Here is a 13,592-nt window from a genome sequence, read left to right as displayed (position 1 = left end):
CTCACCATTCGGGCTAAATTGAACACACCAGACATCCGTCGCGCAAATGCGGATCGTCCTCAGATTCGAGGCCGCCAAGGGTCTCGACGAGGGAAATATTCTTGCGGGTCGCCTTGCGGCGCGCCTCGGACTTTTCCCAATTATCCTTGATCGCCTGAACACGCTCGGGACGGCTCAGTTCACGCAGAGATTCGCTCTTGCACCAGTAGAACTGGCCGCCGAACTGGACTGCCTTTTCCTCGTAATCCATCGCCAACTGAAAATAGTCCGGATGGCGTTCATACAGCCGGACCCACTCGATTTTCTGTTGGTAGAAGCAAAAAAAGCAGCCGGACCGCGAACGACCCCAATCCATATAGGGAGGAAGGCCGAGTCCGGAATCCTCCAGAATGCGGATGATGTCAGCGCGCACCAGGCCGTCGTCCTGAAACGGATAGATCGCGAGGATGTTGGGCTTGGTGCTGATGTAGCCCGTCCGGTCCTCATCGGCGCGAAGGCCAACATAATTGATGACGGGGCCATCGCCGACATAGGCCTCAAAGGGCTTGAGTTTGAGCATCTTTGTGCACCATCGGCGATGATTCGAAGGCAGCATGCCCCGATAAACCGCTAGCCAGTGATCAAAAGAGTCGGTTGGCGTGGTGCGTACAATGGGCTTGCCCAAGATCGCCTCGAGGCGCCGAATATAGTCGTATGTCTCCGGGAGCTCCTTGTCGGTATCGTGGAAAATATACTCGATCTCAGGAACGCGGTCCCTCAGATAGATGGCCAACGCCGCGCTGTCTTTGCCACCGGATAGGCTCAGGATATGGCGGGGTGAGTCGCCTTGAGGCATCAGGTGATCATAGTACCCGCTCATGCGCGTCGTCCTCCCGTGGCGGCTGCGGATCCATCGTCTGGTGTCGATTCCCCGACGTCTTCCGCCGGCAGATCGTCCCAAAGGAGGCGGGACAGGATGTGAAGCCGCTCCGCACGAGGCTGCCCCTGAAGCTGTTCGCCGATCTCGCGCGCCAATTGTTCAGATGCTCGGCTGAGCTTCACGTTCTGAACGACAAGACCGCGACCGTCGCCCGTGGCCTGAGTAAGCTTGATCAAAACGGCGTTCTCGCCCTTGAGCGCGCCATTTTCGAAAGCTGCGGTTTCTACACGATGAAACAGCTGGCTGAGTGACGTCATCTCTTCGAGGGCTCGTCGCTCGTCGGCGCCGTTCCATCGGGCCGGAGGCTTGGCGACGAGGTAACTGCCAATGGCTTCCGCCCAAGCTTCGTTGGTCGTATTGGGATCACGCAAGCGCAGAGCAAAAGTCTTCAGCTTCGGCAGAGTTGCGGCAGTGGCGACCCGCGCGGCCCGCTGCGCCAGGGCAGCGCGATCCAGAAGCCCCTCCGTGCCACCGATGCTCGCCGCGATCGTCTCAGTGATGCGTTGGAGCAGCTTGGGATAATCTGCGCGCATCTCCGAGATGGCAGCTTCGAGCCGTTGCACGAATGTCGTCGCCCGCAACTCGTCGGGCGGGTGGTTGGCGGCGAACGGCTCGAGTCCGCAGGCCACGGGCAAATCTCGGAATAGCAGGCCCACGGGCTCGGTTGCCGACAGCAACACCTCCCGAACCCTGGCGGTTCTCGGGCTTAACTCCCCCGCTTTGCGGGTGTACTCCGGCAGTCGAGCGGCAAAACGCGCCAGTGGCTGTACGACGTCGAGAATTTGGGATTCCCGCGCCATGGCCGGCTGGGCAAAGGCCCTCGCAAGCTTGGCGAACACGTCGGCGCGCACGCCTTCAATGCGACACGACTGCAGCGCGAAGGTGTCGGGGCCTTTGATGAGGCGAATGAAGTCCTGTCCGGTGAAGGTCGATCGGAAGGTCCCGTTTTCGTAGACCGCCACCTCATGCGCGCGCATTTTGAGCACGACTGCCAGCAGGAGCGGGGCGACGCCGGCACGGACGCCGAAGGGCCGCGCCGACAGGCGATTCAGAATCTCGCCGACGCCAACCTTTTCGCCTTGCGCGGCCTCCAGCATCGCCTCAACGACGTTCAGCGCCGGCCGAAGGTTGAGTGCATCGCTGCCAGCTTCTGGGAGGGTTAGAGAAAAATGACCGCCGAGCGTCTGTTTCTGGAGCTTACCAACCTCGATAACCGATAGGAACATCGATTTCTCCGGCGGAGCTTTGGTTGGATCGATCCCGAAATATGGCTTCTCGGGAGCGGTGAATAAGCCTTCGATAAGGCGCATCCGAGCAGCGGCGGCTGGACTGCTCAGGACCTTGCGGTTGAGCAGCTCGTTGGCGATACGTGGGGCGTCCGCGTAAAGGCTGTCGCACAGGCTCGAGACCAAGCTTGAAAGACCGTCGGGGGTCTCTACCGGTTTGCCCAGCCACCGCCAGGATACTGTCGAAGCCCCGCGCTCGCGGAGCGCCGCCGTGACGCCAAGCGAAATCTCCAAAGCGCGGCGTCGGGCTGCGAGCTGCCGAGCCACCTCGGCGGAGGCATAGGCGTCATTCGCCAGTTCAGGCGTGTGGTCGGCGACCCATTGCCAACATTTCAAGTCGCTGATTTCGCCTGCGAGCGCGCCGAGCGGTTGCGTCACACCAATGATGACGTCATCCCGCTGCACCGCGACAGGGCCCTTTGCAATGTCGAAGGCTGCAGTGCGATCAGCTGCGGTGTCAGCAAGGGCAATAATGACGAGGCCGTCGGCTTGACTGGGCCGGCTGATCATCTGCTCAAGATGATGCACTGGCGCATAGCGGACCTCGAAGTGCCGCATTGTGCCGCGCTCGATATAATGACGACGTGCTAGAATCGGTTCATGGGCAACAAAATTCGCCAAATGGGGACTGACCGTCTCCAGCTCGCCCAAATTCCGACGGGCGGTCTCGATTGCAGCGTAGAGATTCACGCTTGAGTTCGGCCAGAGGCGATAGCCAGTAGTCTTGCCACGGCGGAACAGGAGCCCGCGATCCACCAGAGTGACGATCGCTGCGTCCACCTCACCGCGGTTTGTCGGGGTGAGGCAGGCACGCAGCGCGGCATCAGTCGCCAGCAGTTCGGGATAGTCAAGCAAGCTGAGGAGGGCGGCTGTCTTCAGAACACGCGTCTCAGTCGCGTTCAAGTCCTGCGCTGTATCGACTGTTGCTGCGATTCGCATCCAGCTCGATTGATAGCTGTTGCCGCTCAGGCGATGACCGAAAATGGCGCGGACATAGTCGTAGAATTCTGGCAGGCCGTACCAAACATCGCGGCCGACAGGACGATCGGCGAAGGCCTGCAGGCCGTATGGTTCCGACGATAGAAGGAAGCCGAACAGCGATCTCTCATGCTGCCCGTATCGCGAGAAAAAGCGCACGAGCGGGGGCAGCAGCGTGGGGTGTAGTGGATAAAGCTGCGCTGTCTCCATTGTCATGGCTGCGCTCGTGGCGCCGCTCATCCACCCCATCGCCGCAGTGGCGCTAGCGGTCTGGCGGGCAGCAACTTGCACGGCATCGGGCAGTCGCTCGGTGTGCACACCGAGCGCGCCGGCAACAAGCGCAGCAGTGTGAGCCATCGGTTGATCGAAGACGATTTCCTCGAATCGCCCCGCGACCTTGTCCCATTCATGCCGGACGACTGACGGCAAGCGCTCAGCGTAAGCCTGGAAGCCTTGGTGCAGCAGGCCGATCAAGAAAAAAGGACGCTCTCCGCTACGCGCGGCCGCCTGGGCCAGGCTCTGCAGCAGATAGACGTCGTCACGGCCAGGCTCGGCTGCTGCGTACTCCAACAGTTTGCCCAACTCATCGACGATCAGGAGCACGCCTTCGCCGTCGGCTTCCGCCAGGGTTCGAACCCGTTCGAGGAGATCGACGAGGGCATCAGGGTCGGGGCGCCGCCGTAGCGCCTGGGCCTCCTGGGCAAGCTGTGCCCAAATCTTCCCAGGCCGACGCGGTCGCCGCCGCTCCAGCCCCTCCTCGATCCCCCGAGCCATGGCCGCGGTGAGATTTTCTCTCGCACCCGTGACGAGCAAGGGCCAAAGGCGACGATGATCTTCGTTTGGCGACCAGCCCATGCGCTCAGCGATCGCGGAGGCAACTGAGGATGTCGGGGTTGCCAAAAGATGTGCCAAAACGACGGCAAACGACGACTTCCCAACGCCGTAGTCGCCGGTCAGCCGCCAAGCTCGGAGACGAGAGGACGTCGCGGCGCCGCTGGCAACGCGCTGGAAGGCCGCTGCCATAGCTGGGGTGACGATATAGTTCTCGAGCGCCTGTGGGTCGTCGAAATCGCGCTCGAGCTGGACCGACCGCATGAAGCGGGTGGGAACGTCGAACAGACTCTCGATGGTCTGTGGAGATGTCTTAGGCATGGGCAGGCTTCCGGCCGTAAACAGTGTCCAGAGTCACGGGTGTCGTGTTCCGGCGTTCGGTCAGGAGCCCTTGGACAGCTGACGCCTGATAGCTATAGGGTGCTGCATAGGTCCGCCCGGCTGGGTCTTCCAATCGGCTGCGAATGTCGTCCTCTGGAAGCTTGAAAACTTGCCCTGGCGATCCCGGAGAAACCGCGACCTGGCGCAGGGAAAGGGTTTCCTCCCCGGGACTAAACGTCTTCCAGTAGTCCATCACGCAATAGTCGAACAGCGCGGCGTCGATGTCTGGCTTAGGCTCTCGCCGGAAAGTGTAGACCGGCTCCCGGTGCCCGGTCTCGTTGTGGCGTTCGCCGGAAGGGATAAGGAGGGCCAGGCCCACAAGCGGCCCATCAAGCGTATCTTCCACCGGCCCGCCGTTTCGGCTGGGGAGATAGGTGTGTAGAAAAACGTCTAGATGCTGTCCCAGCGTTGCGTCGGTATGCCCGCCGCCGAGCTTCCGCGACTCGCGTTGAAACGCCGACAACGCTTCGCTCCGGGAAAATTCCGGCAGCGGCCAGCGCCCTATGAGGTAATCCCAGGCAAAGAGCGGACGATCGCGACGCGATGACAGCTTCCAGTGCAACAGCCAGAGCGTCCTGTGGTCCTCGAGATAGGGATCCAGGCCCTCCCTGCCGAAAATTGAATGACCAAATGGCGTCAAGACGAATTCGCGTCCGCGATGGAGAGGAGTCGCGATCCCGACTGCCTCGACCCAAAAACGCAGTGAGCGCACCATGTTCTTGCCGATGCCGAGGACCAGCATCGCCTTTTCCTCGTCCACGAACAGTCCAGGGTCCGTGCTCAGCGCGCGATACGCTTTCGGAAGCCATGCATAGCGGAATGCGAAGCTCTCATGGCCAGAAAAGCGGGGCGCAAAAAGGACCGTGTCGTCCGTGTCGAGGTTGGTGATCATGCTGCAGGCTTAAAAAGTGACTGAATCTGCTGTGCGACGTCGATGATGGCCTCGGCCGCCCGTTCAATATCAGCCAAGGTCGTCTCGCGGCCTAGGCCCATGCGCAAAGCATTCTCTTGACGCCAGGATTCGAGTTTCATTGCCTGAAGTACGTGGGAGGGTGCGTCAACACCAGAGACGCAGGCCGCGCCAGTGGAAAGCGCAACCTGGTCCCTAAGATTGGCCACGACGATATCGTTCGGCGCCCCGGGGATAGAAATGTGGAGATTTCCAGCCAAGCGGTGCTCGGTATCACCATTGATAACAAGGCCAGGCAAGCCAGCGATCAAAAGCGCCTGAAATTGGTCGCGAAGCCGAGCAATGCGCGCTTCATCGTGGGCCATTTCCAGCCGTCGAAGACGGGAAGCCTCGCCGAGGCCCGCGATGCCAGGCACATTGGGCGTTGCATTGTGATAGGCGAACCGGCTGGGCGGAGGTGCCTCGCCTAACCCGCTCCCTATCAGGGCGCCGACGCCTTTCGGGCCGTACATCTTGTGCGCACTGATCGTGACAAAATCGAACCCATCAGCCCGCATATCGAACGGAATACGACCTGCAGCTTGGGTGGCATCGACAAGAATCGCAGATCCCGTCGCATGGGCGATTGAAGCGGCCTCGTGGATCGGTTGTAGCACACCAACTTCGTTGTTGGCCGCCATCATGCATACCAGATCGACACCTGATGCCGTTGCCGTAGCAATAGCTTCTACATCGACGCGCCCGCTGGAATCGACCTCGATCCAATCGACTACGAACCGTCCCGAATGCACACCTGCTGACAGCTCGTCGAGAAGTGCTGGATGCTCGATCCGGGGTGCCGCGATTTTCAGGATCGATCCTGTGCGCCGATCCTCCGCGTAGCCTAGCGCAAGGCGCAGAGCCTCTGATGAACCAGACGTGAAACGCACATCTTCGGGCTCTGCCCCTAGGAGAGACGCCACGTGGTACGCGGCGTCCAGTACGAGTTTAGCAGCGTCTTGGCCAAACCGATGCTGCGTGTTGTTGGGATTGCCGAACGCTTCGGTCATAGCGCGAAGCATGACCTGGGCGACCCGGGAATCGACCGGTGTGGTCGAATGATGATCAAGAAATATTGGTTGATTGACCGGGGTCGATGTCATTTTGGCGTCGCATCGCGTGAGTCGGCCAAAGCCTGAAGGTCCGCTAGGAGGGTCTGTTCTGGAGCGACGACAAACTCGCCGCCAAGGGTCCATCCTTTCAGTTCAGAGGACACCAGAAGTGCCTGTTCCGCAGTGTGCGCCGCATTTCCCGTCGGGAACTCGACTGTTGCTATGATTGTCCAGCCTAGGCGCGCCCCGGGCGGGAAGCCAGCGCTGAGTTCGCTTACCCGACGCATGGGATCATTGGATCGTCCGAGCTTTGCGACAATCGAGCCTTCTGGGATTTGCCCAGACGCGAACAGGGATTCGAGCGGACCATGAAATCGAAGCACGTACACGACGCACTCGCTATCGAGGCGCTCCGCTGTAACGGATCCAAAAGAGGGTACCGGTCCTTGGGTTCGGGTAAGTGCCAACTCGGTCGAAACCGGGATGGACCATGCAATTCCCTCGGCTGTCAGAATGCGATCAATCTCTCGCGCAAGCTGGACCGGTGCCTCTGCCAGATCGCGCCAGACCTGAGCATCAATGCTTACCGCTCTAAGCCCTTTGCGGCCCAACGCGCGGAAGGCAGGATCTTGCTGCGCCATCGCCTTGAGTTTCATCGCGACGCCCTTGGCGTTCCGATAGGTGCTGGTCACCATCTCGCCACGCCGTTGCGCGATGATACGGAGGTCTTCAGATAAACGGCGAACTTGGAGATCCTCACTGGGCGCCCGCCCGACCCTAAGATAGAGATCGAGTAGCAGTATCGCCTCGTCGCGGTTCCAGACAGGGTTTCGCCTTTGGGGGCGCTCCATCGTGGCGCTGAGCTCAGCTAATCCATCGAGAACGTGCACGATTTTTGGCCCGGTTGACAGTTTCTAGCTTACGGCAGCGTCTCTGATTAGGGTTTGAACCAGTCTTCCAATCAAGATCATCTGGCCAATATCCTGTGGGAGGGTTGGAAATATCGGCATTTTGTCCTCCTCTGGATCATGCAGGAAATAGGGGATCAATGTGCCCAAGCGCCTCTGCGCATCTCGCAACTCGGCCATCTTATCAAATTTCTGTTCTCGCAACGCTGTCGAGATCAAGGCCTCAAAATGCTCAAATTCGCGCAGTTGTTCGGGCGTTAAAGCGGTTGGTGGTACGTAAAGCGGCATTCGGTGTGCTGCTGGATTGCGCCGCTTCTTGACGTCCGCTTCCCACGGCTCAAACGCTTCGAGAGGCGCGAGGCGGGCAGAGAGGATCTCATCCTTGCGGAGTGCCGGCTTGAACAGGCCGATCGCCGTTTTCTTCGCCGAACGGGTAGTCTGGGTCGCCACTTGATGCACCAACAGCCAAGCATAGTTGTCGAGAATGCCAATTATGTTGATGTAGATGGCGTTGAGATCTCGGGCAGTGTCGTCCGATTGCTGCAGCGAAAGAGGCGCTGTCCGATCTGGCGGGATCGTTCTCCGGAACGCGCGGAATGCAGACTGCATCAGTCGTAGACGCCGCATCACCCCGTAGCGGAGGAAATGATCGGCTTGAGTCGTGAGTTTGACACCCGTCGCAATCAACAAGGCATCGGTCGTGAGCCTGTCGAGGGCGTGAGAGACGCCCAAGACGTGCATTTCTTTCGCTTGGTTCTCAAAGAACAGGACATTCGCTGGGTTGGGATTGTCCGCATAAGGTGCGGCAAACTGATCGTAGTGGACTTTATAGTCCACCTCTTGGAGACCAAATTCGTCATCTAAGGTCATTGGATTGCCTGATGCCCTTATGCTGCTCGCGCTGGCCCGGCAGCGACTTATAGCTGACGTTCGGGATGGTTTTCCCCGGCAGCCCTAACTTCACCGTCTCTCTGGATCAGAAAGACGCTGACGGCGCACGCGACGCTGACCACCAGCTCGGCCTCAGCTGGGCTCGGATTCGTTCCTTCGCGGATATGCCGACCGTTCTCCGAGGCGTAGCCCCATAGCTTGGTGAGAGCGTCGTCAAGTGGACGTGGAACCGCCAGTCGCGGAATGAGCTTGCCTAAGGTTGCGCTGGGGTCGCCCGTAACATCGCGCGCCGCGCATTCGAGAGCCGCCATAGAGTGCTGCACGGCGCCGGTGCGATCGGGATGAGGGCGCCTCGAAATGTCTTTGAGAGCCTCACGAATTTCGCCGGCCGCGCTTTTGCGACCGGTGGCCTCGAATATCGCTGCGGCTTCGGTTGTCGCCGCCGTGAAAAGAGCATCGCCGCGAAATACGATCCCATGAGAGCTTTTCAGCTCCCAGCCGATCCCCTTCTCCCGGAAGAGCCGGTTCAGCTCCGCTTCAAAGAGGTCTTGCCACTCGTCATTCGGATAAAGGGCGCGCCAAAGTGCCTCGGCGATGTCGTAGACTTTGAACCATTCGCACTGTTCAACCAAGCCAAGCGCCTCTTCCCAGATATTTGGGTATTCGGACCAGTTGGTCGGATTCGGCGCTTCGAACAAAACGGAGCATACAACATTGCGGATGCTCGAGGGCTTCATCCCGACATTGCGGGCGATGTTGACGACTCCGAAGCGGAGCGATTCAGGCGCGTCTTCCCGCGTGGTGATTTCGGGAACAGCCGCGTCGTAGCCGTGTCTGTCTGAGAAAAATCGACTCACGCTCGGCTTCCCCAATTATGGTTTGATGCGTTTTCCACAAGCTCGCTCAGGGTGCTGTGCGTAGCGCGACACCGATGGATTTCAGCGCGAGAACCAGGTCCGAGTGGCGCACGAGATTCACCGCCGGTGATGAGACCAGTTTGACGTCCACCGCGCGGTCATAGACCGCGAGGCACTCGGCCGAGGTCAGCCGGGACGAATAGAGCAGGGCGTCAACCGCGAAGGCGCCGTAGACCGCCTTGCTGAGCTGCTGTCCTTCTCGATGTGCTTTGGCGCGGGCCGCGTCAGTACTGACGCCGAGCCTCAGCAGTCCCGTCGTTCGTAGGTCGAGTACCTGGAGAGGAGACGGCGCAGTCACCTCTGCAATGGCCCATTCCTCGATCTCGCTGTAGTCGAGCACGCGTGCCGTCGCACCTTCGAAGCGGTCCCGGACAATGGTCTCCGCGATTGCCGTTGCGAGATCACGCGCGATGTAGACCAGCCGAAACGACTGATCGGGACTTGAAAAGCGGGTATGACCGAAGCGCATGCCGAGCGGGGTCGCGGCATGGGCGGCCGGCATGACGCGCAGGTAGGCTTGCGGCCGGAATGCCAGGGCAAGATCCGCGACGGTCCTGGGATCAAGCCTCACGATCAGCCGAAGTCACGTTCGGCAGCGTCGATGACCTCGTCCAGATGTCCAGCCTTGAGCCGATCGAGCGGAGTTCCGCCGATGCTCGGCTTGGGCTGAATGAGCCACTGCCAGGCGGCTCTTGGGTTGTCGATGATCCTGGTGACGTCCGACATGCCTTCGACCGGCCGGCCGTCGACGAACTGCCCCAGGGGGAAGACATGCTTGCGCTCGCCCTTGAGCAGCCCAATGACGGCGCCTCGCCTTTGCCAGTCATGCAGGGTCGATCGCTTGGTGCCGAATGCCTTTTCGATGTCACCCGGTCCAGCAACCGGCCCCGCCCAGTCCTCAAGGCGAACAGGCGTCGCGTAGGTCGCAAGACGCCGGCGGCCTTCGTCGAAATCGACCACGTCGGCCAAGCCGGCTCCCAGGCTGACCTCGACGGGCTTGTCGACCGTGAGCTGGATCAGCTTTTCAGTGGGGCGGCCGGCGAGACCGGCGACCACGGTCTGCATTGCCGCGGCAAGGTCGTTTTCGTGAGCCAGAATCTGACGCTGCTGTTCGTCAGACATCCGCACAGCGGCCGCCGTGAGTGCGGCGACGACCTTGCTCTTGTCCTTCAGCACGGATCTGGAAATTCCAGGATTGTGCCGGGCGAGCACGTCGAGAATGTCGGCGACGGCTGCGCTATTCACGTTGAACTGCGCTCCCCCACCAGACTTGCGAACCGTTGCGACCATGTTGGCCTCCATAACTTCGGAGGATCATATAGTCCGGATTGTCCGGATTGTCCAGATTATGCGGGTGTGGGCGCCAGAGTGCCAGTCGAAGCTGCCCGGCCCCAAAGTCCGAATTCTCGACAAGAGACGACAACGTCACGCCAAGCAAGCCAATGCCTTTGGCAATCGGGAACACCCGATCGATGAGTGCGAAGCGAATGGCTTCGATCTCGCCTTGGCTCGCCGGAGGCGAGATGACCGTCTGGCTGCGTGTGATCTGATGGAAATCGGTGTTCACCTTCAGCGGGACCGTCCGGCAGCGAAGCCCGTTCGTCTCGCAGTGGCCTTTGAGATCAGCGGCACGAGCTCGGCCCGCGCGGCGTCGCGCTCGAAGATATCGGCAGCGAGGGTGTCCTCCGCCCCGACCGATTTTCGTGGCCGATCGGGTTCGACAGGCCCCTCGTCAATTCAGCGCGCGATGGTAAGCAAGGGACATATGCCGACCACGAGCTGGAGGCGCGGCCCGCGGAATGGCTGCATCTCGACAGTCCAACCGGCTACCCATCTGCAACCTCTGTTTCCAACGCAGCGAACGACGTGTCATCGTTGGCTGATCGGTTTGCGAGCAAGCGCCGCATTGCCAATCGGCGCAAAGCCTTCATAGTCGTTGTTGAAATAGACCCAGGCCCGCCTTGCGCCGCTGTCACGGATTTTATCCGCCCATTCGGTTAGCTCGCTTTCCGAGTAGTCATGCCGATACCAGCGCTCCGGGCCGTGGAGCCGAAGATAGACGTCGTCTGCTGTGCACACGAGAACATCCGGAAGACGAGGTCCGCTGCAGGAGCAGAAGATCGTGCCGGTCTCTCGAAAAGCCGCGTAAACCGTCTCATTCCACCAACTGGCGTGCCGAAACTCCACTACAATGCGCCCCGCCGGGTCGAGTTGGCCTACGGTCGCATCGTCGGCGAGCACGCCCGTTCCTACGGCCGCGATCAGACGACCTTCGATCCCTGGCACTATGTGCCGGTGCTGGCCCGCAAACCGGGCGCCCTGCGCAATGGCGCGCCCTTCAAGGACTGGATCCTTCAGCCGCGCTGGACCGGGTGCGTCGGAAGCTGGCGACCGCGCAGGATGGGGACCGGCAGATGGTCGATATCCTGACCACGGTGCTGAGCGACGGCTTGCCTGCGATCGAAGCCGCCTGTGCCGAGGCATTGAAGCAAGGCGTCCATTCCGCCGACGTCATTCTCAACATCCTGGCCCGACGCCGGGAGCCGGCTGCTGCGATCACCATCATGACGCCCGATGCGCTGCGCCTACGTCATGAGCCTGCCGCCGATTGTGCCCGCTACGACAGCCTCAGGAGAGCCGTGTGATGGAACGCTCGGAGATTCTCGCCACCATGGGCGAACTCAAGCTCTACGGCATGATGGCCGCCTTCGACGAGATCATCACCACGGCGGTGAAGCGCCAGCACGAACCCCAGCGCATCGTCGGCGATCTGCTATGGCGGAGATCGCGGAGAAGCAGGCGCGCTCCATCAAGTACCAGATCACCATCGCAAAGCTGCCGCTCGCCAAGGATGTCGGCGACTTCGTCTTCGACGGCACGCCGCTCAACGAGACGCTCGTCCATGACCTGGCGGGCGGCAACTTCATCGCCCATCAGCGCAATGTCGTCCTCGTCGGCGGCACCGGCACCGGCAAGACCCATCTCGCCATTGCGATCGCCCGAGCCTGCATCCGTGCCGGCGCCCGGGGACGCTTCTTCAACGTCGTCGATCTCGTCAACAAGCTCGAGGCCGAGGCCCGCGCCGGCCGGCAGGGCCGCATGGCAGACTATCTCTCCCGCATGAACTTCATCGTTCTCGACGAACTCGGCTATCTCCCCTTCGCCCAGTCCGGCGGTCAGTTGCTGTTCCACCTGATCAGCCGCCTCTACGAACAGAGCTCCGTCATCGTCACCACCAACCTCGCCTTCGGCGAATGGCCTTCCGTCTTTGGCGACGCCAAAATGACGACCGCGCTCCTCGACCGGCTGACCCACCACTGCGACATCGTCGCGACCGGTAACGAGAGCTGGCGCTTCAAGAACAGGCTCTGAGACAAGCGCTCCACCGACCCGGAGCCGGCGCGACTGCGCAACCCAGGCCAGCTCCGCCGCGCCGCCTCCTGACCGCCACAGCTCACCAAGGGGTCAAGATTGGACGCCGATCTGGAGTGCGCCCCCTGAGGCGGACAGCGTGACGGCGAGCAATTGACCGGGGAGCCGGGCTTTCGAAGGATGGAAGCCCATGGCCCGACACCGCACCCACAGCATCGAGTTCAAGCGCCAGATAGCGCAGGATTACCTGGCGGGCGAGACGCTCCATAGCCTAGCCCGCCGGCATGACCTGTCGCGCAACCTGGTCCGCATCTGGATCCAGAAGTTCGAGGCCGGCGCCTTCGACGACGAGGCTATCGCCGCCGATACGATCGAAGCCTACGAGGCGCGCATCGCCGCGCTGGAGCGGCTTGTCGGCAGGCAGACCTTGGAGATCGAGTTCCTAAAGGGGGCTCTGAGCACGCACCCCGAACGAGAAGCGCAACTACGTCCGTCGTCACCGGCCCCGCGGCATCTCCATCGCAGAAGGATGCCGGCTGATGGGGATCGCGCGCTCCACTTACTACGATCGGCCCGCGGTTAGCATCGACGACACCGCGCTCGTCGAGACGATGGCCGCGATCTCCGACAGCTTCGAGGCCTATGGCTATCGACGGATGCAGGCGGCGCTGCGTCACCGCGGTGTCGTCGTGAATCACAAGAAGATCAGGCGGCTGATGCGCGAGCACGACCTCCAGCCTCGACAGCGCCGGCGCTATGTCGCCACCACCGATGGCGATCATGATCTGCCGATCTTCCCGAACCTGGCGAAGGATATGGTCCCGGACGGGCCGAACCAGCTCTGGGTCGCTGACATCACCTACGTCGCGATCCAAGCGGGCTTCGTCTACGTCGCGGTGATCCTTGATGCCTGGTCGCGCAAGGTCGTCGGTTACGCCATCGGCCGCTCGATCGACGTCAGGCTGACCCTCGCAGCCCTGCGCTCGGCCATCGAAAGGCGACGGCCGCCACCCGGCTGCGTGCATCACACGGACCGCGGGTCGCAATACGGGGCTGGGCTCTACCGGCAGGCCCTCGCCGAGCAAGGCCTCGTCGGATCGATGGGCCG

Annotated in this window: 13 protein-coding genes and 2 pseudogenes; 4 read left to right on the top strand and 11 right to left on the bottom strand. The window is 61.3% G+C overall.

Annotated features, from left to right (window positions below; all coding sequences use genetic code 11):
• Nucleotides 1-13 precede the first annotated feature (13 nt).
• From FHT98_RS25205 to FHT98_RS25155, 11 genes are all read right to left on the bottom strand, one after another.
• The gene (locus tag FHT98_RS25205) at nt 14-859 is read right to left on the bottom strand and encodes a phosphoadenosine phosphosulfate reductase family protein (RefSeq protein WP_210244439.1); all 846 of its coding nucleotides are present in this window, start codon (nt 857-859) and stop codon (nt 14-16) included.
• Nucleotides 856-4,335, bottom strand: a complete 3,480-nt coding sequence (locus FHT98_RS25200) for a helix-turn-helix domain-containing protein (RefSeq protein ID WP_142115885.1) — start codon at nt 4,333-4,335, stop codon at nt 856-858. Before FHT98_RS25200 ends, FHT98_RS25205 begins: the two co-directional genes overlap by 4 nt.
• On the bottom strand, nt 4,328-5,287 hold the full coding sequence (locus FHT98_RS25195) for a DUF4007 family protein (protein ID WP_142115884.1): 960 nt from the start codon (nt 5,285-5,287) through the stop codon (nt 4,328-4,330). Before FHT98_RS25195 ends, FHT98_RS25200 begins: the two co-directional genes overlap by 8 nt.
• Nucleotides 5,284-6,447 (bottom strand): cysteine desulfurase family protein, encoded by a 1,164-nt coding sequence (locus tag FHT98_RS25190; RefSeq protein WP_185745288.1) that lies wholly within the window; start codon nt 6,445-6,447, stop codon nt 5,284-5,286. The genes FHT98_RS25195 and FHT98_RS25190 overlap by 4 nt, the downstream gene beginning before the upstream one ends.
• Nucleotides 6,444-7,091, bottom strand: coding sequence for a hypothetical protein (locus FHT98_RS25185; protein WP_142115882.1), 648 nt, complete (start codon nt 7,089-7,091; stop codon nt 6,444-6,446). The genes FHT98_RS25190 and FHT98_RS25185 overlap by 4 nt, the downstream gene beginning before the upstream one ends.
• Nucleotides 7,092-7,310: 219 nt before the next feature.
• Complete coding sequence (locus FHT98_RS25180) at nt 7,311-8,174, bottom strand: hypothetical protein (RefSeq protein WP_142115881.1); 864 nt, start codon at nt 8,172-8,174, stop codon at nt 7,311-7,313.
• Nucleotides 8,175-8,221: 47 nt separating this feature from the next.
• Nucleotides 8,222-9,052 (bottom strand): AbiJ-NTD4 domain-containing protein, encoded by an 831-nt coding sequence (locus tag FHT98_RS25175; protein ID WP_142115880.1) that lies wholly within the window; start codon nt 9,050-9,052, stop codon nt 8,222-8,224.
• Between the two features lie 46 nt (nt 9,053-9,098).
• Nucleotides 9,099-9,683: an RES family NAD+ phosphorylase gene (locus tag FHT98_RS25170; RefSeq protein WP_142115879.1), complete on the bottom strand. Its 585-nt coding sequence runs from the start codon at nt 9,681-9,683 to the stop codon at nt 9,099-9,101.
• Between the two features lie 2 nt (nt 9,684-9,685).
• Nucleotides 9,686-10,402 carry an antitoxin Xre/MbcA/ParS-like domain-containing protein gene (locus FHT98_RS25165; protein ID WP_142115878.1) on the bottom strand — a complete coding sequence of 239 codons (717 nt, stop codon included), beginning with the start codon at nt 10,400-10,402 and terminating at the stop codon, nt 9,686-9,688.
• Nucleotides 10,350-10,685: a DinB/UmuC family translesion DNA polymerase gene (locus FHT98_RS25160; RefSeq protein ID WP_349236279.1), complete on the bottom strand. Its 336-nt coding sequence runs from the start codon at nt 10,683-10,685 to the stop codon at nt 10,350-10,352. Before FHT98_RS25160 ends, FHT98_RS25165 begins: the two co-directional genes overlap by 53 nt.
• Nucleotides 10,686-10,981: 296 nt before the next feature.
• Nucleotides 10,982-11,299: a DUF72 domain-containing protein gene (locus FHT98_RS25155; RefSeq protein WP_349236277.1), complete on the bottom strand. Its 318-nt coding sequence runs from the start codon at nt 11,297-11,299 to the stop codon at nt 10,982-10,984.
• 15 nt (nt 11,300-11,314) lie between these two features.
• Between FHT98_RS25155 and FHT98_RS25150 the strand changes: the two are divergent.
• The 4 genes and pseudogenes from FHT98_RS25150 to FHT98_RS25135 all read left to right on the top strand — a co-directional run.
• Nucleotides 11,315-11,757: pseudogene (locus FHT98_RS25150) on the top strand (IS21 family transposase); the annotation flags it as partial.
• Nucleotides 11,757-12,484 (top strand): annotated as a pseudogene (gene istB, locus FHT98_RS25145) (IS21-like element helper ATPase IstB). The pseudogenes FHT98_RS25150 and istB, both read left to right, overlap by 1 nt.
• Nucleotides 12,485-12,674: 190 nt before the next feature.
• A complete protein-coding gene (locus FHT98_RS25140; protein WP_248309350.1) occupies nt 12,675-13,067 on the top strand; it encodes a transposase in 393 nt (130 codons plus the stop codon).
• Nucleotides 12,997-13,592: IS3 family transposase (locus tag FHT98_RS25135; protein ID WP_142116023.1), on the top strand; the 596-nt coding region annotated here is incomplete at its 3' end. The genes FHT98_RS25140 and FHT98_RS25135, both read left to right, overlap by 71 nt.

This window comes from Allobosea sp. AK1, from assembly GCF_006714945.1.
Taxonomy (GTDB): domain Bacteria; phylum Pseudomonadota; class Alphaproteobacteria; order Rhizobiales; family Beijerinckiaceae; genus Allobosea; species Allobosea robiniae.
This window is presented reverse-complemented; position numbering and strand designations above follow the sequence as displayed.